Here is a 16914-nt window from a genome sequence, read left to right on the forward strand (position 1 = left end):
CAAGTTTATTCGTCTTTTTTAGATGGTACAAGAAATACGTCCATCAGGCCTTCCGGCAGTTGCATTTTTATGAATCTTTCTTCTCTGTTCACTTCCAGAATCCAGTCTTTGATAAGAGGAATAACAATTTCTCTACCTTCAAATCCAAGAATAAAATAATTCTGTGCGGTCTGATCGTTTACTGATCTGATTACTCCACAGTCATTCCCATTTTCGTCAAGAATATCATATCCTATGATCTCATGATAATAGAACTGTTTTCCAGAAAGTTTTGGTAATGTAGTAAGCGGCAGGTAAACACTTTTACCCAAAACCTGATCTACAATGGCCTCAGTGGCATTTTTAAATGCAAGATTCAGAGCATCTAACTTGCTCCATGATGATTTTTCAATAAAAAACGGAACCAATAATCCGTTGATTTCAACGAATATTGATTCCAATTTATTGTAAAGCTCGGGTTGGTCGGTATCCAATTTAAGGATCACGTTACCCGCAAGTCCGTGTCTGCGTGTGATTTTCCCTAAAAAATAGCAATCTTCTTTACGCATAACAGAATTTGTTCTTAAGCTTCAGTGTTTTCTTCAGTTTCAGCAGCAGGAGCTTCTCCTTCTGTAGCTTCAACAACTTCTTCAGCAGGTGCGTTAGCAGCTTCTTCAGCAGCTTTAGCATCAGCTTCAACCTGTGCAGCAGCAGCAATTCTAGCTTCGTTTACTTTTACTTCAGCGTCTAAAGCAGCTTTCTTAGCATCAGCTTTAGATTGTGCTAAACCTTCTACTTTACCTTGTACTTTAGATTCTTTAGATTCTAACCAAGCGTTAAATCTTTTCTCAGCTTCAGCTTGATCAAAAGCACCTTTAGCTACACCACCTTGTAAGTGTTTTTTGTAAAGGGCACCCTTGTAAGAAAGGATAGCTCTAGCAGTATCAGTAGGCTGAGCACCGTTGTTTAACCACTGTACAGCAGAATCAACGTTCAATTCGATAGTTGCCGGGTTAGTAATTGGGTTGTAAGTTCCTAGTTTTTCGATGAATCTACCATCTCTTCTTGCTCTAGAATCTGCAACCACGATGTGGAAAAAAGGTTTTCCTTTTTTACCGTGTCTTTGTAATCTGATTTTTACTGACATAATGTTTGAATTTTATGGGAACTCGTCCCAGTTAAATATTTAAGAGTGCAAAGATAATATATTTTTTTCAATTAGGTAATTTGAATATGATATATTTTAACATTTTTTCAAATTATCATTATAAAGGGCAATATTGTAGAAATAAGTACAGAAATAAAAACAGCCAGAAATACAATAAGATTATCTCTCGTTTTTCCTGTAGTCAGCCTAATCACAAAATAGTTGATGATATAAACAGGTATCAGTAAAAAGAACGAGAATCCACCAGCGGATTCAATCACCAAATACAAAAAGATCATTCCGATAACAGAGGCTATTACAATTCCTAAAAGACTTTTAAAAACTGTTTTCTTATCTATTTTATCGTTCTCTTTTACCTTTGAAAAATGACTAAACTTGTCAAAAATAAATTTCTTCAATTCATTACTTTCTATAATTCCTGAAGAAATATTTTCACTAATAAAGTCAATGCCCTCTCCTTTCTGCACTAAGTTATGAACTTCAAAAGAAATTCTTCCCTTTTCTTTTATCAGAGTTTTTCTATATTCAGCTTTCTTTACAAATTCATTATAATTGAACTTCTGGCTGATCACATCATGCATTTCATCATTGATTTTACCTGTGTGATCCATCATATAAAGATAAGCTATGATCAAATCTTCTTCATTATAATTTCTGTAAATATTCTTCATATTAAACAGCCCCCATATAAAATAACCCTAAACATTTCTGATTTTCTTCAATAGTCAGAGATTCTTTAAGATGGTCCACAATCTTTGGAGAGCTCCAGTAGCATCCTACATTATTTGCGGTACAGGTAAGGTACATATTCTGGACTGCCATTGAAGTTGCAGCAATTTCTTCCCATTCAGGAACCATCCCACTGAAGTTGACAACGATGGAAACTACAACATCTGCTTTATTGATTTTAAAACCGATGTCATTGTATTTTTTCTCCAGAAAAAGCTGTTCGGGCTGACTGGCTTTGTATATTGTCTGCATTTCTAAAGCCAGTTTTACTTTTTCTTCTCCCTTGAATATTTTGAAACGCCAAGGTTTTGTACGTTTATGATTGGGAGCTAAAGTAGCCGAATGTAAAATTTCATCAATAACTTCCTGAGAAATTTCTGTATCGGTATAATCTTTTGGAAAAATACTTCTTCTCTGCTCTATTATTTCTTTTAAAATTGATGCTTTGTTCATAACTGCAAATTTACAATATGGAATTCAATCTGTTTCATTTAAAATGTTAAGAATTCCCCCTTCGTTTAAGATTTTTATAAGCTTTATAATTGCTCAAAAACCAAAGAGTTCCAAATAAAAAGAAAACTCCAAATACATTTGAAGTTTATATTATTTATTCCGCTCATCATTTAATTGTGAAACAAAATTCACTATTAAAGAGTATTCATACTAAAGTACTTCTATGATTTTCTGATGAATCTTATTCAGTGTAAATTCATCTCCTGCTTTCATGCCCATCATTTTTTTAGACATAGGGCTTTCAGGAGAGATCGCGTAAAACCGGTCTCCTTCAAAAAAGAACTCTCCTAATGAAACAGAAATATAAAACCTTGCTTTATTAGTTACAACAATTGACCCCAGCTGAACTCTTTCAGTAGCTTTATTGAGTACTTTTGCCATATTGCTTTTAAGATCATTCAAAGCACCAAGCTGTCGCTGCATCTGATAAATCTCCTCCTGCATTTCTTCTCTCATGCTGTCATATTTTGGAGTTTTTTTGATGTCACGGCTGGCCTCAAGGGTAAATTCGATAAAATTTTTAAGTTTCTCAATTTTCTCTGCAATGATAATTTTTACAAAGTCTCTGATAGCACTTTTTTCAAATACGGTCTTCTCCATACAATCGATTCTTTATATAAAGATAATATTTTTAGAATAATAATTAATATTTTCGTCATATATTAAAATAAACTAATGATCAATAGAATTTTAAATCAGTTCTCCCGCAGGGGCAGAATCACAAGGAGCCACTATATTATTTCTCTTATTATATTTTATGCACTCACCTATCCTTTAACGTTAATTGAGAAACATTATGAACTGTCAGAAGATGGTAAAGGAATCGTTGGTCTCTGTATGTTCCCTTTCTTATTTTTTATTCTGCTGAAAGGGGCAAGAAGATGCCATGACAGGGGCAACAGCGGCCTGTATCAGTTTATCCCCGGTTATTTCTTCTTTATGATGCTGGGCGACAGTGATTATGGAGTCAATAAATATGGCCCTAATCCAAAAGGAAAAGGAAATGATACATTCAATACCACAACAGATGATTTTCAGAATGCATTAATAAGTAATATGAAGCACAACCCACAGCACTGCAGACGTTGGGGCTGCCAGCGCTGCAGTTGTAAATAACAAAAAAAGGGAATTCTTCATCATTTTTAAAAATTGTTCCTAGATTTGCATTTATAAAAACTAAAATCATGTTTAAAGCCCCCTTTTCATTTGAGGGAAGAATCAGAAGAACAGAATACGGACTGTCATATCTTATCTATCTTGCACTCTCTGTACCTTTCAATCTTTATTTCCAAAATAACGAACCATCAGGAACCGTTGCTGTAATTTTCTTTATTTTACTTATTCCATTTCTTTGGTTTCTTATTGCACAAGGTGCTAAAAGATGCCATGACAGAGGAAACTCCGGTTGGTTTCAATTGATACCATTTTATGGATTATGGATGATATTTGCTGACAGTGATCACGGGCCAAATGAATACGGTCCTAACCCGAAAGGAGAAGGAAATTATAATTCGATTAATGAGATTGGTAAAAAAGAAATTTAATAAATAAGCCCTGTCAATTGACAAGGCTTTTATTTTATTTTTCAGATAGCTTCTTAAGATCTGCAAGTCCCTGATTAAACATTTTACCCATATTATTATCCATCAGAGGTTTCATAATTTTCATCATAGGGCTCAACTCATTGTCAATGGACCATGTCACTTTTGTTCCGGTTCCTTCCGGTGTAATAATGAAAGTTGCTTTAGCACTTCCATCAAAAGGTTGAATAAAATGAAGCTTTGTCATCATTTTTTCGTTGGGTACAATTGCAGTAATAGACTGTTCACCTTCACTTTCATCTCCTTTCCAGTGATATGAATCCCCTACTTTATCTCCGTCTCCGGAATACGTAATTGAAATATCTCTCACTTCCTTGGAAAAGGGATCCCACATATTATACCCTTTTAATGAACCTACATACGTCCATACTTTTTCTTTGGGAGCATTAATGACAACAGATTTTTCATAGTGATAATCTTTACTGAAAGTCAGGACAGCAATTACTGCATACACAATAAGCAGAAGAAGGATAATACCAATGATTTTTAAGAATGTTTTCATAGTTTATATTTTTAAGGTTTTTTATTTCAATGATCATTACTGAATCTGTCCTCAAAATTAAATATTCCGGCATCGCCTCCACTTTCCATATGACAAGATTATTAAAGATAAGGTATTTTTGTCATACCATGTTATTCAGGCATTATTTTTGACCCTTTCAGCCAGATCCCCAGTGAATCATTACATTTACTTTATATAAAAAAATCTAAAAATGAATATTTTAACAGAAAAATTTAATACTCCCTATCACTCAGCCCCATTCAGTGACATTAAAAATGAAGATTATCTGCCGGCTTTTAAAGAATTGATTCAAAAATCCGAAGCAGAAGTTGATGCCATTGTCAACAATACTGAAGCTCCTACTTTTGAAAACGTAATTGAGGCATTGGCTTACTCAGGAAAGCAGCTGGATGTGGTATCCAATATATTTTTCAATTTAAATTCAGCAGAAACCAGTGACGAGCTTCAGCAGATTGCTCAGGAAGTTTCTCCAATCTTAACAGAATATTCTTCAAAAATATCTCAAAACGAAGCCCTTTTCAATAAAATCAAAAAAGTATATGATGAAAAGGAGCAATATAACCTCAATAGTGAGCAGGAAATGCTTTTGAATGAAACCTACAAAGGTTTTGTAAGAAGCGGTGCTTTGCTGAATGAAGAGGAGAAAGAAAAATTAAAGAAAATCAGTATGGATCTTTCTTTAAAATCTTTACAGTTCGGACAAAATGTATTGTCTTCCACCAATGCTTATTTCAAACATATCTTGAATAAAGAAGAACTTGCAGGAATTCCGGAAGCTATTATTGAACAATACGCAGAAGAAGCAAAAGAAAGAAACCTCGAAGGCTGGGTAGTTACACTCCAATATCCAAGCTATATTCCTTTCATGACCTATGCGGAAAACCGTGAACTGAGAAAAGAACTGGCTTTGGCGAATGGCAAAAAATCTTTTGACGGAGGAGAATATGATAACCAAAACCTGATCAGGGAACTTCTTAATTTAAAACAGCAGAAAGCGGTTCTTTTAGGTTATAAAAACTACGCAGATTATGTACTTGAAGAAAGAATGGCAAAATCTCCGGTAAAAGTTTTTGATTTTTTAAATGAGCTGTTAACTAAAGCAAAACCCTACGCAGATAAGGAAATCGAAGAGCTAAAATCCATTGCAAAAGCAGACGGAATTGAAGATATGCAGAGCTATGATCATACTTTTTATGCTGAGAAGCTCCGTAAGCAGAAATTTGATCTTAATGATGAGGAGCTCAAACCTTATTTTCCATTACATCAGGTTCAGGATGCTGTTTTTGGCCTGGCAGGGAAACTTTTCGGATTAACTTTTGAAGAAAGAAATGACATTCCGAAATACCATGAGGATGTAAAGGTATACGAAGTAAAAGAAAACGGAACTTACAAATCTCTTTTATATGTGGACTATTTCCCAAGAAAAGGGAAAAGAGCGGGAGCGTGGATGACCAGCTACAAAAGCCAGTACCAACAAAATGGTGAAAACTCTCGTCCTCATATTTCTATCGTTTGTAATTTCAGCAAACCGACCAAAGATACGCCTAGCTTACTGACATTTCAGGAGGTAACTACTTTGTTCCATGAATTCGGACATGCACTCCACGGAATGATGGCTGATACCCAATACCCTACTCTTTCGGGAACTTCTGTAAAATGGGATTTCGTAGAACTTCCATCACAGTTCCTAGAAAATTTCTGCTATGAGCCTGAATTCTTAAAAACATTTGCTAAAAATTATAAAACAGGAGAAGTACTTCCTGATGAAAAAATAGAAAAAATAGAGCAGTCTAAAAACTTCATGGAAGGTTATCAGACCATGAGACAGCTAGGTTTCGGACTTATGGATATGAATTACCACACAAAAGTAGATGAGCTGGATCATGAAAGTGTAAAAGACTTTGAGGATAAATATACCAAAGCTACAAGCCTTTATCCTGTAAACCCGGAAACAGCAATGAGTCCGAGCTTTTCACATATATTTCAGGGTGGATATTCTGCAGGTTATTATTCTTATAAATGGGCAGAAGTATTGGATGCTGATGCATTCCAGTATTTTAAAGAAAACGGAATCTTCAATCCGGAGATTGCTGCGAAGTATAAGATACTTCTTTCTTCAGGAGGAACAAAAGACCCTATGGAATTATATAAAAACTTCAGAGGTAGTGAGCCGAAAGTGGAAAGTCTGTTGAAGAGGGCATTTGGATAGGACAACATTTTAAATATTACACTAAAACCTCACTTATAGATAAGATCTGGAAAGATTCAACACTTCAAAACAAATGAATAACATAGTACAAAGACTTGAAAACGTAAAAAAACTTCAGGCAAAAAGATGGCAGAATGAAGATCACTGGGATACTTTAAACGATCTTTTGATTAAAGAATTGGATGAAATTTTATTTATTGAACCTAAAAATACCTCTGCTTTAATTAACATTGGGGCTATTTATTCTGATATGGGAGAAAATGAAAAAGCTTTGCACTATTTAAAAATGGCTTTAAACCTAGGTTCAGAAGATAAAAACCTTTTTGTAAATCTGGCTATTGTTATGATTTATATGGAAAAGCATCAGGCAGAATATTTAGAATATCTCGAAGAAGCTGAAGAGAAAGTTGAGAATTCGCTTACCTTTAAAGCGTATTTTGATCCACAATCCCATTAAAATTATATATACGCATTTGCTTTGTTCATGTGCACCTGAAGATCCACGAGAATGTATAAAAATTTTTGGCAAAGCAGAGCAGCATTTTTTTAAAAAAAAGTATTGCGATAAGCTCTCATTGAAGAACTAAAGAAATGTAAAGCTGTTTTTAATAAATCATTAAAAACAGCTTTTATTGGTATAGCTGCCGAAAATATAAATAATTTTCAGGAAATACGCAGAAAAATGTGCAATACACGCATGAATAATTAATTTGTAAATTGCATTGATTCACACTGATGTATTTTTAAATATTAACTTCAAAAATTAAAACCATGTTAATAGCCATTTTACTTCCCTTTTTATCTTTTATGATTCGTGGAAAAATCCTTACCGGAATTCTGTGTTTTATTTTGCAGATTACGCTTATAGGCTGGCTTCCTGCTGCTATCTGGGCAGTAATGTCGCTGAATAATGAAAGAGCCAATAAACGGAATGAGAAATTAATTCGGGCAGTGCGTGACCGTCAGAAATAAAATTATTTTACCTCTATATTCTCATCCTTTACTTCTGTAAAGGATTTTTATTTCTGAAAATTGTAATTTTATGGCTTATCAAAAAACATCCTGTCTTCCTATTTATTTTATCCTAAAACCATGAGATATTCATTCCTATTATTTTTAGCTGCTTCCATACCTGTTTCTGCACAGGTAGATACATGCCCTACCTATGTTACTCCTGAAATAAGCATTAAAAAAATACAGTTTCTTTCATATCCTGAAATGGAGATCGAAAACCAGAATTTAAAAAAGCTACCTATCAGAAAAAAAATCACATCTACCAGTATTACGGAATATGATAAAAATGGCAACATTATAAAAAATACACAAACCGGCAGTACCCAAAAAAACCTGAAATGCACCTATACAAATGGAATTCTTACTGAAAAGCAATTCGTGTATATTGCTGATAAAGATAAAATAGAAGCCTCTAACCGGCAAGCTTTACAACAGGCAGAAGCGAGGGCCAAGTACAGCAATGATGGGATAATCGATGTATCTTATCAACAACCCAACAGTACAGAAAGTCTTTACACCGCAACATTAAACAGTAAAAATCAGGTAACATCTTATCGTTCTCAGGAATTTGAATTGAGTGAAAAAAGTAAAAAACTGACCTCTGATCAAAAAACGGATATAACTTATCAGGATGGCAAAATATCTACAATACAATCTCCTGACAGCAGACAGCAGTATTTCTATCAAAACGGGATACTGGTAAAAAGAGAATCGCAGGTAACAGAAAGATTTCAGGAAAGGAAAACAACAGAAGAGCTTCTTCATGATAAAAACAAAAACCTGATCGCTATCCGGTACAAAGAGGAACTTACCAGAAATGGAGAAATTGCAGAAAAGCGCTCAGGGATCAGAGATTCTGTATCCTATGATCAAAAAAACAGAATGATAAGATTCGGTTGGAAAAAAGACTTCAGCCAATATACCTACGACAAATCCGGTAATCTGGCTTCAGTTACTGATTTTTATAATAATAAAGAGAACAAAAGAACAGAATTTGTCTATGATAAAAATCTTTTAATAAAAATATCAGAAATTTCAGGGGACTCTTCTTCTCCCAAAAAATATTTAAAAGAGTATACCTATAAAAACGGACTCATGACGGAAGTAAAATATTATGCTAATACTCAATTAACGGCAAAGAAAGTTTTTGAGTACAATAATAAAAACCTGCTCACTAAAGCACTCTCATTAAATCCTGTTTATGACCGGGAAAAAGGACTTATTAAAAATGAATTTAAAACATCATTACAAACAGAATACGTTTATGACGGGAAATTTGTTATTATGAAAAATAACGATAAAGAAGCCCTGCGTTACGAACTGTATTAAATTCTTATTTCTACCTGATCCATCATCATTCAAAAATATCAGCTTATGAAAGAAAATAAATATGATAACCCTTCTTTTTTTGACCAGTACGAAAAAATGCTGAGGTCACAGTTAGGCCTGGAAGGTGCCGGAGAGTGGCATACCCTGAAAAAGATGTTACCTGATTTTAATGGAAAAAATATTCTTGATCTTGGTTGTGGCTTTGGATGGCATTGCCGCTATGCTATTGAAAATGGGGCGAAATCCGTCATTGGAATTGATCTTTCAGAAAAAATGCTGGCAAAAGCAAAGGAAATTAATGATCTGGAAAGCATTCGATATGAAAGAAAAGCATTGGAAGATGTTGATTATCCTGCTGAAACATTTGATATTGTGCTAAGCTCACTTACATTACATTATGTAGAATCCTTTGAAAGCATTGCTCAGAATATTTTTCAATGGCTAACCTCCGGAGGTCATTTTATATTCTCAGTGGAACATCCTGTTTTCACAGCAGAAGGAGGTCAGGACTGGGCTTATGACAAAGATGGTAACAAAACATCCTGGCCGGTTGACCGTTATTTCATAGAAGGAAAAAGAAATACGACTTTTTTAGGTGAAAATGTCATCAAATATCACAGAACTTTAACTTCTTATATAAATACTTTATTAAAGATCGGTTTCAAAATAAAAGAAATCACAGAACCGGAGCCCGGGCAGGAAATGCTGAAAGAAATTCCGGAAATGAAAGATGAGCTTCGGCGTCCTATGATGCTATTGATTTCTGTAGAGAAATAATTGAACTACAAATTCAACTAAGAATATCAGTAAAATAAGTATTCATATACACATTTTGAGACTATATAGCAACAAGCCTGGATTTCTTATCCGGGCTTTACTTATATACTGTAATGAATTAGTTCGTGCAATACTCGTTATCATATTACTTTCATTAAGGATCAGCTATATTTCTGTTCAAATGATCAATTATAGATCAAATATCATTATTTTTCATCCTGTCGAAAAAGTATTATGAGACGGAAAGCTGTTCAATAAAGGCTGTCATTATTCGCGAATAATGACAGCCTTTATTGAAAGCCAATTATCTGATTATTTTTCAAGATTAGATTTTCATCAATATTTCTATTAAAAAAAGGAAATTTATTCTTTTTGAGCAAATAAAATAAATCTTTAGTTCCAGTTTCTACTAAAAAACAATTTTAATAAAACCAAATAAAAATCTAAAAATCAAATAAATAAAATACAATACCTGTTAATATTCGCGAATAATGACACCCTTTTCCTTGTCAATTATATTGTTTCGGGATAGCTTTGCATCATTCCCTAATGACTGATCTTATATGGAAAATCAGTATACAATTATTACAAAGAAAAAATGAAAAAATTAACAATATCACCTATGTCCTGTGCTTCGGTTTATTCTCAAAGTAGAAACTAATATTCACGGTATACGACTTATAAACCTGTAAAAAACGATTCTAAAAACACAAATGATGATTCCAATTTTCAAGCATAGGCTAAGGTGAAAAGCTTACATTTTATTTCTACCCGATCACGGCAGATTCTTTTACCTCTGTTTTCTGTCTCCATTTTATTAAAAATAAATCTTACGAAAAGACTTGATCATGGAAGTCAGGACATTTTCTGCCCATAATAAACCTTGTTATATTATTATCACATGTCTTCAAAATAGCTTAAACAGGTATGAAAACCATTATATCTTACAGACCCTCGCCTTTGCTTAGTGTCCTATACGCGCTTGGGATTTTCCTTAGCCTTTCCCTGTTTACTGTCTTATGGTATATTAATTTCTCTTACTCTACAAAAATAGAGCATATGGCAATATATGCCCTTTTTGCCACCTGTATTTTTTTTGGGTATCTGTTTTTCAAGCATCTAAAAAAACCGGTATTCCACCTGGCAGGGAACGAAATAAATACTGGTCATGAAATAATTTCTTTATCTAGCATAGAAGATGTATTTCTTTTTCCATCAGGAAAAAAATTTGAAAGAGGACACAACAACCTGGCTTTTCGAACCAAAGAAGACCGTTGGTACACCATTTCATCTGATTATTCCGGAAACACAGATTATTTTTTGGAAAATTATTTATATTACAGAGCTCCCTTTTTATTAGAGCAACTGGAACAGAAAAAAGTTATTACTTTTTATTATCTGGTCAGGAGGGATAAGAAACAACCTGCCCATATCCCTAATCTTTTAATAAAAGATCTTACGGCCAATGTCATCACTATGAGCTCAAAAAATATTGAGATCGATTGTCATTCCTATGCTTATGAAGATTTAAGACCTCTGTACCGCAATAGAGAATATTTTGAAATAAAAACTGTAAAAGGTGAGGTAATTTTAAAGTTCAGATACGGACATCTCTTGAGTTTTGATGTTTTTATGGAAGTTTATAACGAAAAAGTTCTCAGATCATAAATAAATTTACGATGCCTGCAGCCTCTGAGTCCCAAATTACATTTATTCTTGATTCACAGAAAAAAGGAATGAAATTCATCATGCTGGAATGCCCTTCATGCTATCAAGATTTCTCTTTGAATCCACAAACCATGGATGCTCCAGACGCTATAAGAAAAACAGCCGAAGATGGATTAAGATGTCCATGCAGTTCCTGTTATGGGTTGATATCTCATGTGTCCGGTCAGAAAGAATTCTGGGGCTGTGGAGAATGCGGAACCGTGTGGTCTAGCCAATCAGATTTATTTGAATCAATCACAGGTATTATAAAAAAACACCCTTACCGTGCTGATGTTTACACGAAAAAAGGAAATCATTATATACCTGTTGCGCTGAAGAATGAACCGAAAAATTATGAAGAAAACGTTGCCGGAGAATGAATTTATCATCATTGATAACAATCTGTAATTGAAAAAATAGTTAATTATTTTCGTGAACCCCATTCTTTAATCAGAGCCCATAAAAACAATTTAACTTATAAAAGATACCTGAATACTGAGCACAATTTCTTTGAAGTGGAAAACGGAGAGATCAATCATGATAAACCTCACTGGACGGAAGCCATGAACCGATTTATCCAATGAACAGTTCAATAATTTCTATTCATTATTTTTTTGAATTGATCTTTGGTAAAATATAGTCCGGTACTTTAAAAACAGTATTAATTACTAAAATCAGACACAGAACATTAATCCCCACAGCTATTGAAAAAGCAAAATAATACCGTTCTGCTAAAGGTTTGTCTCCAAGAAAATAATAAAAAATACTTCCTACAGCAACAATCCCAATAATGGCGGCAACCTGCTGGAGGGTATTGTAGACCCCGGAGGCATTTCCTATGAGCTTTTCGGACATTCCGGATAACGCAATATTAGCTAAGGAAGGAATGACAGAGCCCACTCCTACTCCATGTAAAAATAAAAGAACACAGAACAGGTAAAAATCAGTCTGCATTCTGAAAAAATACAGTTGAAGGATAAGCACCATAATGATCAGAATAAGCCCTGATATTAAAGCATTTTTTCCATATCTTAAAACCAGTTTCACAGAGAAAACCGAGGCTGTTATAAAACCCAGACCCTGAAAAACAATGATAACTCCTGCCTGTAACGGATTTATCTTCAAGCCATCCTGAAAAAATATCGACAGAATATAAAAATAGGAATCCAGCATAATGAAAAATAAAGAAACAGCCACAATCCCCAAATTGAAATTCTTATATTGGAAAAGTTCAAAATCAATCAAATAAGATTTTGAACTTTTCAGCCTGTTTTTCTGGCTCTTCATAAAATAGAATAATATGCAGCCAGAAATAATGATCAGCAATACATTCTGAACATTCAGTCCTTCCTGCTCAGAAGCGGTAAGAGCATATGTAATACAGAATAATCCTGCAGAAAGGATCAGTACTCCTCCAATATCAAAAGATGGCTTTTCATTTATTTTGGATTCTTCCAGTTGGCTTGTACTGAAAAAAGCAGCCATAATGCAGACCGGAATATTGATCAGAAAAATCAGTCTCCACGGCTCGTCCATCTCTGTAAGAGAAGAAAAATAACCTCCTAGAAACTGTCCAAGAATAGTTCCTATCCCAATGGTGATCCCATACCATCCCATTGCCTTAGTACGATCTTTATGCTCTGAAAATAATATCTGTATCATAGAAAGTACCTGGGGAGCCATCACCGCCGCGCTGATTCCCTGTATAAATCTTGAAATCATAAGCTGAACAGCTCCGGATGAAATTCCACAGGCTATAGAGCTTAGCATAAAAAATAATAATCCTGTAATAAACATCTTTTTCCGCCCGTATAAGTCTCCCAGCCTGCCTCCTGTAATCAGAAAAGAAGCAAAACCGATAAGATAAGCCGCTATTATAAACTGCATTTCTCCATTGGAAGCATTGAGATCCCGCTGTATGGAAGGAATGGATACATTAATGATGAAAATATCCATAATAGTAAGCAACTGTCCAAACAGTATAATAATTAATTTCAGATAATTAGGTTTCATTTTTATATAGATATATCTATTTTTTACTGTTTAAAAAAATTAAGGAATTAATCCCTTAATCATTTTCTTAATTTGATCAAAAGAATCATTTTCTTTGTTAATGGTAGAGGTTACTACTGCCCCTTCTATAAGCAGGAAAATAGTATCTGCTATAAGATCAGAATCCATAGATTCTTCTTTTATATTCGACTGTTTCACTAAGGTTCTGATCAGATCCTTTTGTTTCTCCTTATGTTTCTTAACAAAGTCAGAGATCACCGGATTTCCATCTCCTATTTCGGAAATAATCTTGATAAATTGACATCCTGCAAAATGAGCAGAATGCTGTAATTTTTTTCTGTAGTCAATAAGGGCTGATAATTTATCTTTTGGATCTGAAATTTTGGCAACTCTATTTTCAAAGCCTTCAAACCAGTTCAATTCTTCTCTGATAAGATAAGCCTGAAGAAGATCATTCTTTGAAGAAAAGTGATTGTACAATGAACCAATTGCAATATCAGCTTCTGCAATAATCTGATTAATCCCCGTAGAATTATAGCCCTGTCTGTAGAATAAGTCAGACGCCACTCTGAGAATCCTGTCCTGCACTTTCTCTTTTTTCATCCTGAAAATTTTTTACAAAGCTACATAAAAAAAATAGATAAGTCTATCTATTTTTAAATGATAAAGAAAATCTTTATTTAAGATTAATAAAACTGTCTGTTTTACTGCAAACTATGACTCAGGGAAATGCTGTCATTTACAATACTCTATTTTAAGATTTTTTTTAATTAAAAAGACTCCCAGAAAAAATTATGAAAACAGCATTTAAAGTCTTAAAATTGATTACTTTTTATAGTTTTTACAATTAAGTAACGGATTATATTATTAAAAAAGAAACAATTTCACCATTACCATTCAATACATATTATTTTTTAGATAAACTTACTGCATATTTCGTATCTTTAATAAAAATTATTTGGTAAATAGCTATGGCAGAAGAACTTTATTTCATAAAAACCAATCCTAATATTGCCAAAATTAATTTGTACAATAAGATCTGCCGTGAGGAAGAAAGTGTATTGAAATTCTTAAAACCTGATGCAAAATCCAATCTTGAAATTATTAAAGATAAAATAAAGGATTCTGTAGAAAATCTCAGCCGGGAAGAATTTCTGCAAATTTTTTCATGGTTCAGTACAGCCTATTCTTCAGATCATGAAGAAATAAAGACACAGCTCTTCATCAATGGTATCGATATTTTTTATGAAATTCCCGCTACGGATGGTTCGGAAAAATTCCAGCAGATCCTTGCCAGCTATGAAAAACTCATAAAGCAGGATATGAACTATATCGTGGATGCTCAAATTTTCAATCAATTTATTGTCTACGGAATATTTCTTACTGAGATCTTCAAAAAGGAAAAAGGCTGTGAAAATATACTATGCGACTATCTGAAACCAGATAACCACTCCTTATATTTAATGGCTGAAAGCCAATTCAGTTTACTGGATTTTGATGAAAAAATCATTCCAGATCTTCAACGTTATTTTGCAGATCTATATGATTTAACCAAATTTTACAAAGGTTCTATTATCAAGCTTGAGTATCAGTAAGGAGATTTCTAACTCTCTTTTAAAATTTCAGGCCTTTCCATCAGGTATTGCAGTGCCTCTTTTACAGCCTGCTCAGGACTTTTAGGATTGAATCCCAATTCATTTCTTGATTTGGATATATCAAAATCCTGCTGTAATCCGGAAAACATGGAAATATCTTTTCTGGTAAGCACCGGTGCTTTTCCACTCATTCTTGCTGTAAACTCCATGATAGCAGCAATTGTAAACAAAATTCCTTTGGGAACAGAACGGGGAATCTCCAGTTTCAGTTCCGGATAAAGGGTATTGGCAAGAATGGTGGTATCTGTAATCGTCATACACTTTTCATTGGCAAGAATATAACGTTCTCCCGGACGTCCTTTTTCAGCGGCAAGGTAACATCCTTCGGCAACATCTTTCACATCTACCCAGTTCAGGGTAATCCTTGTATCAACCGGAATTTTCTTATTTAAAATAAGCTTTAATACACCGTAAGAAACATTTAAAGGTAAAAATGCTTCACTTCCAATCATTGCAGAGGGCATCACAGAAACCAGTACAATTCCAAGTTTTGCAGCCAGTTCAAAGGCAATTTTTTCCCCATCATTCTTAGAATTATAATACATATCCCTCCGGTCCGGATTATATCCATTGCTTTCTTTAGTCGGGAGCTGAGTATAATCCAGTGCTGCAATAGAACTTACGTAAACAATTTTCTTTACTCCAGCTTCTGCGGCAGCTTCAATGGTATTACGCGTACCGTTGATATTCACATCATAGATCTCTTTTTTAGGATCTTTGGCCCATAGTTTAAATGAAGCACCTACAGCATAAAATGTTTCTACCCCCTGCAGAGCTTTTACAAAAGAAGCTTTATCTGTAATGTCTGCCTGCACCAGCTCACAATCCAGTCCTTCAAAAGGTTTTATGTTGCCGGTATTTCTCACTGCAGCACGTACCGGAAGTCCCTTTTTTAATAAAAATCTCACTAAATTATTTCCCAGATGCCCGTTAGCCCCAGAAACGAGACTCCAATTATTCTTTGTCATTGTATTGATTTTACTACGACAAAGTTCTATTTCCTGTCTCCGGAATCACTTGACTTTTGTTAGTTAATTATTTTTCTTCTGATTCTGCTCAGACTCTCGGGTTTCATTCCCAGAAAGGAAGCGATATACTGAATGGGAACATTCTGAATAATCTCAGGAAAATCTTTCATAAGCTTCAGGTAGCGCTGTTCTGCATTCAAACCCGATAGTTCTCTGGAACGGTTTTCATTATAGGTAATAGACTGCTGGAAAACAGAAATACAGAAGTCCTTCATCGTCTGACTTTCATTCACCAGATGATCCAAATTTTCTTTGGAAATCCTCAAAAGTTCACAATCTGTAATACTTGCCACATTATTTTCTGAGACCATACTGTTGATAAAATCAGAATATGATGTAAAAAATCCCGGCGGGCAGTTGATATGGGTGGTTATCTCATTCCCATTCTCGTCCGTATAAAAGAGTCTGAGATATCCGGAAACAATATAATAAAGATAACCAGGAACTCTTCCGGATTCTTCTATTATCTCATTTTTCGCAAATATAATGGGTTCGAAATACAGCTTTACAGCCTCAAGTTCTCTTTGTGAAAAATCATGGTCTGAACAGAGGTATTGTAAAAGCTTGTCGTGCATAGAAATGGATATTTTTGAGTATGATACAAAAATACCAAAAGAAAATTTCAGTATTGATTAATATTTTTAAAAGATTTTCACAAGCTGATGTAAT

The 16914-nt window shown here is 34.1% G+C and carries 20 protein-coding genes; 10 read left to right on the plus strand and 10 right to left on the minus strand.

The annotated features are described in order from the left end of the window. Positions 1–5 precede the first annotated feature (5 nt). From rimM to LF887_RS18925, 5 genes are all read right to left on the minus strand, one after another. Positions 6–548 carry a ribosome maturation factor RimM gene (rimM, locus tag LF887_RS18905; protein ID WP_236855800.1) on the minus strand — a complete coding sequence of 181 codons (543 nt, stop codon included), beginning with the start codon at positions 546–548 and terminating at the stop codon, positions 6–8. 14 nt (positions 549–562) lie between these two features. Further along, positions 563–1126 carry a 30S ribosomal protein S16 gene (locus LF887_RS18910; protein ID WP_236855801.1) on the minus strand — a complete coding sequence of 188 codons (564 nt, stop codon included), beginning with the start codon at positions 1124–1126 and terminating at the stop codon, positions 563–565. Between the two features lie 107 nt (positions 1127–1233). Beyond that, a complete protein-coding gene (locus tag LF887_RS18915; protein WP_236855802.1) occupies positions 1234–1818 on the minus strand; it encodes a hypothetical protein in 585 nt (194 codons plus the stop codon). A gap of 1 nt (position 1819) precedes the next feature. Next, positions 1820–2329, minus strand: coding sequence for a nitroreductase (locus LF887_RS18920; RefSeq protein WP_236855803.1), 510 nt, complete (start codon positions 2327–2329; stop codon positions 1820–1822). 210 nt (positions 2330–2539) lie between these two features. After that, positions 2540–2989 (minus strand): GreA/GreB family elongation factor, encoded by a 450-nt coding sequence (locus LF887_RS18925; protein ID WP_236855804.1) that lies wholly within the window; start codon positions 2987–2989, stop codon positions 2540–2542. A gap of 75 nt (positions 2990–3064) precedes the next feature. Here LF887_RS18925 and LF887_RS18930 point away from each other — a divergent pair, with 75 nt between their 5' ends. Together LF887_RS18930 and LF887_RS18935 are read left to right on the plus strand one after the other, a co-directional pair. Then, positions 3065–3505 carry a DUF805 domain-containing protein gene (locus LF887_RS18930; protein WP_236855805.1) on the plus strand — a complete coding sequence of 147 codons (441 nt, stop codon included), beginning with the start codon at positions 3065–3067 and terminating at the stop codon, positions 3503–3505. A gap of 68 nt (positions 3506–3573) precedes the next feature. After that, on the plus strand, positions 3574–3933 hold the full coding sequence (locus LF887_RS18935) for a DUF805 domain-containing protein (RefSeq protein ID WP_236855806.1): 360 nt from the start codon (positions 3574–3576) through the stop codon (positions 3931–3933). A gap of 34 nt (positions 3934–3967) precedes the next feature. Here the strand turns inward: LF887_RS18935 and LF887_RS18940 are convergent, their stop codons facing one another. Further along, the gene (locus LF887_RS18940) at positions 3968–4492 is read right to left on the minus strand and encodes an SRPBCC family protein (RefSeq protein ID WP_236855807.1); all 525 of its coding nucleotides are present in this window, start codon (positions 4490–4492) and stop codon (positions 3968–3970) included. A gap of 211 nt (positions 4493–4703) precedes the next feature. On the opposite strand from LF887_RS18940, the gene LF887_RS18945 reads away from it, so the two are divergent. The 7 genes from LF887_RS18945 (at position 4704) to LF887_RS18975 (ending at position 11929) form a co-directional block, all read left to right on the plus strand. Then, positions 4704–6722, plus strand: coding sequence for a M3 family metallopeptidase (locus LF887_RS18945; protein ID WP_236855808.1), 2019 nt, complete (start codon positions 4704–4706; stop codon positions 6720–6722). Between the two features lie 73 nt (positions 6723–6795). After that, the gene (locus tag LF887_RS18950; protein WP_236855809.1) at positions 6796–7179 is read left to right on the plus strand and encodes a tetratricopeptide repeat protein; all 384 of its coding nucleotides are present in this window, start codon (positions 6796–6798) and stop codon (positions 7177–7179) included. Between the two features lie 314 nt (positions 7180–7493). Next, positions 7494–7694, plus strand: a complete 201-nt coding sequence (locus LF887_RS18955) for a YqaE/Pmp3 family membrane protein (RefSeq protein WP_236855810.1) — start codon at positions 7494–7496, stop codon at positions 7692–7694. 120 nt (positions 7695–7814) lie between these two features. Next, positions 7815–9065: a hypothetical protein gene (locus LF887_RS18960; protein ID WP_236855811.1), complete on the plus strand. Its 1251-nt coding sequence runs from the start codon at positions 7815–7817 to the stop codon at positions 9063–9065. A gap of 45 nt (positions 9066–9110) precedes the next feature. Further along, a complete protein-coding gene (locus LF887_RS18965; RefSeq protein ID WP_236855812.1) occupies positions 9111–9842 on the plus strand; it encodes a class I SAM-dependent methyltransferase in 732 nt (243 codons plus the stop codon). 927 nt (positions 9843–10769) lie between these two features. After that, a complete protein-coding gene (locus LF887_RS18970; protein ID WP_236855813.1) occupies positions 10770–11510 on the plus strand; it encodes a hypothetical protein in 741 nt (246 codons plus the stop codon). Positions 11511–11521: 11 nt separating this feature from the next. Next, positions 11522–11929 (plus strand): hypothetical protein, encoded by a 408-nt coding sequence (locus tag LF887_RS18975; protein ID WP_236855814.1) that lies wholly within the window; start codon positions 11522–11524, stop codon positions 11927–11929. A 226-nt stretch (positions 11930–12155) separates the two neighbouring features. Here the strand turns inward: LF887_RS18975 and LF887_RS18980 are convergent, their stop codons facing one another. Both LF887_RS18980 and LF887_RS18985 read right to left on the minus strand, forming a co-directional pair. Next, positions 12156–13562 carry an MFS transporter gene (locus LF887_RS18980; protein ID WP_236855815.1) on the minus strand — a complete coding sequence of 469 codons (1407 nt, stop codon included), beginning with the start codon at positions 13560–13562 and terminating at the stop codon, positions 12156–12158. 39 nt (positions 13563–13601) lie between these two features. Then, the gene (locus LF887_RS18985) at positions 13602–14165 is read right to left on the minus strand and encodes a TetR/AcrR family transcriptional regulator (RefSeq protein ID WP_236855816.1); all 564 of its coding nucleotides are present in this window, start codon (positions 14163–14165) and stop codon (positions 13602–13604) included. 368 nt (positions 14166–14533) lie between these two features. Between LF887_RS18985 and LF887_RS18990 the strand changes: the two genes are divergently transcribed. Then, positions 14534–15157 carry a hypothetical protein gene (locus LF887_RS18990; RefSeq protein WP_236855817.1) on the plus strand — a complete coding sequence of 208 codons (624 nt, stop codon included), beginning with the start codon at positions 14534–14536 and terminating at the stop codon, positions 15155–15157. A gap of 8 nt (positions 15158–15165) precedes the next feature. Here LF887_RS18990 and LF887_RS18995 read toward each other — a convergent pair whose 3' ends face one another. Both LF887_RS18995 and LF887_RS19000 read right to left on the minus strand, forming a co-directional pair. After that, on the minus strand, positions 15166–16185 hold the full coding sequence (locus tag LF887_RS18995) for an NAD-dependent epimerase/dehydratase family protein (protein ID WP_236855818.1): 1020 nt from the start codon (positions 16183–16185) through the stop codon (positions 15166–15168). A gap of 59 nt (positions 16186–16244) precedes the next feature. Beyond that, positions 16245–16820: a Crp/Fnr family transcriptional regulator gene (locus LF887_RS19000; protein ID WP_236855819.1), complete on the minus strand. Its 576-nt coding sequence runs from the start codon at positions 16818–16820 to the stop codon at positions 16245–16247. Positions 16821–16914: the final 94 nt, after the last annotated feature.

The organism is Chryseobacterium sp. MEBOG06 (assembly GCF_021869765.1).
GTDB lineage: Bacteria > Bacteroidota > Bacteroidia > Flavobacteriales > Weeksellaceae > Chryseobacterium.

What these genes read in the sequence shown, in the direction of transcription:
- LF887_RS18910 (WP_236855801.1), bottom strand. Translation starts at nt 1,126, where the DNA reads ATGTCAGTAAAAATCAGATTACAAAGACACGGTAAAAAAGGAAAACCT.
- LF887_RS19000 (WP_236855819.1), bottom strand. Translation starts at nt 16,820, where the DNA reads ATGCACGACAAGCTTTTACAATACCTCTGTTCAGACCATGATTTTTCA.
- LF887_RS18980 (WP_236855815.1), bottom strand. Translation starts at nt 13,562, where the DNA reads ATGAAACCTAATTATCTGAAATTAATTATTATACTGTTTGGACAGTTG.
- LF887_RS18940 (WP_236855807.1), bottom strand. Translation starts at nt 4,492, where the DNA reads ATGAAAACATTCTTAAAAATCATTGGTATTATCCTTCTTCTGCTTATT.
- LF887_RS18985 (WP_236855816.1), bottom strand. Translation starts at nt 14,165, where the DNA reads ATGAAAAAAGAGAAAGTGCAGGACAGGATTCTCAGAGTGGCGTCTGAC.
- LF887_RS18935 (WP_236855806.1), top strand. Translation starts at nt 3,574, where the DNA reads ATGTTTAAAGCCCCCTTTTCATTTGAGGGAAGAATCAGAAGAACAGAA.
- LF887_RS18930 (WP_236855805.1), top strand. Translation starts at nt 3,065, where the DNA reads ATGATCAATAGAATTTTAAATCAGTTCTCCCGCAGGGGCAGAATCACA.
- LF887_RS18915 (WP_236855802.1), bottom strand. Translation starts at nt 1,818, where the DNA reads ATGAAGAATATTTACAGAAATTATAATGAAGAAGATTTGATCATAGCT.
- LF887_RS18920 (WP_236855803.1), bottom strand. Translation starts at nt 2,329, where the DNA reads ATGAACAAAGCATCAATTTTAAAAGAAATAATAGAGCAGAGAAGAAGT.
- LF887_RS18970 (WP_236855813.1), top strand. Translation starts at nt 10,770, where the DNA reads ATGAAAACCATTATATCTTACAGACCCTCGCCTTTGCTTAGTGTCCTA.
- LF887_RS18955 (WP_236855810.1), top strand. Translation starts at nt 7,494, where the DNA reads ATGTTAATAGCCATTTTACTTCCCTTTTTATCTTTTATGATTCGTGGA.
- LF887_RS18965 (WP_236855812.1), top strand. Translation starts at nt 9,111, where the DNA reads ATGAAAGAAAATAAATATGATAACCCTTCTTTTTTTGACCAGTACGAA.
- LF887_RS18945 (WP_236855808.1), top strand. Translation starts at nt 4,704, where the DNA reads ATGAATATTTTAACAGAAAAATTTAATACTCCCTATCACTCAGCCCCA.
- LF887_RS18995 (WP_236855818.1), bottom strand. Translation starts at nt 16,185, where the DNA reads ATGACAAAGAATAATTGGAGTCTCGTTTCTGGGGCTAACGGGCATCTG.
- LF887_RS18975 (WP_236855814.1), top strand. Translation starts at nt 11,522, where the DNA reads ATGCCTGCAGCCTCTGAGTCCCAAATTACATTTATTCTTGATTCACAG.
- rimM (WP_236855800.1), bottom strand. Translation starts at nt 548, where the DNA reads ATGCGTAAAGAAGATTGCTATTTTTTAGGGAAAATCACACGCAGACAC.
- LF887_RS18960 (WP_236855811.1), top strand. Translation starts at nt 7,815, where the DNA reads ATGAGATATTCATTCCTATTATTTTTAGCTGCTTCCATACCTGTTTCT.
- LF887_RS18950 (WP_236855809.1), top strand. Translation starts at nt 6,796, where the DNA reads ATGAATAACATAGTACAAAGACTTGAAAACGTAAAAAAACTTCAGGCA.
- LF887_RS18990 (WP_236855817.1), top strand. Translation starts at nt 14,534, where the DNA reads ATGGCAGAAGAACTTTATTTCATAAAAACCAATCCTAATATTGCCAAA.
- LF887_RS18925 (WP_236855804.1), bottom strand. Translation starts at nt 2,989, where the DNA reads ATGGAGAAGACCGTATTTGAAAAAAGTGCTATCAGAGACTTTGTAAAA.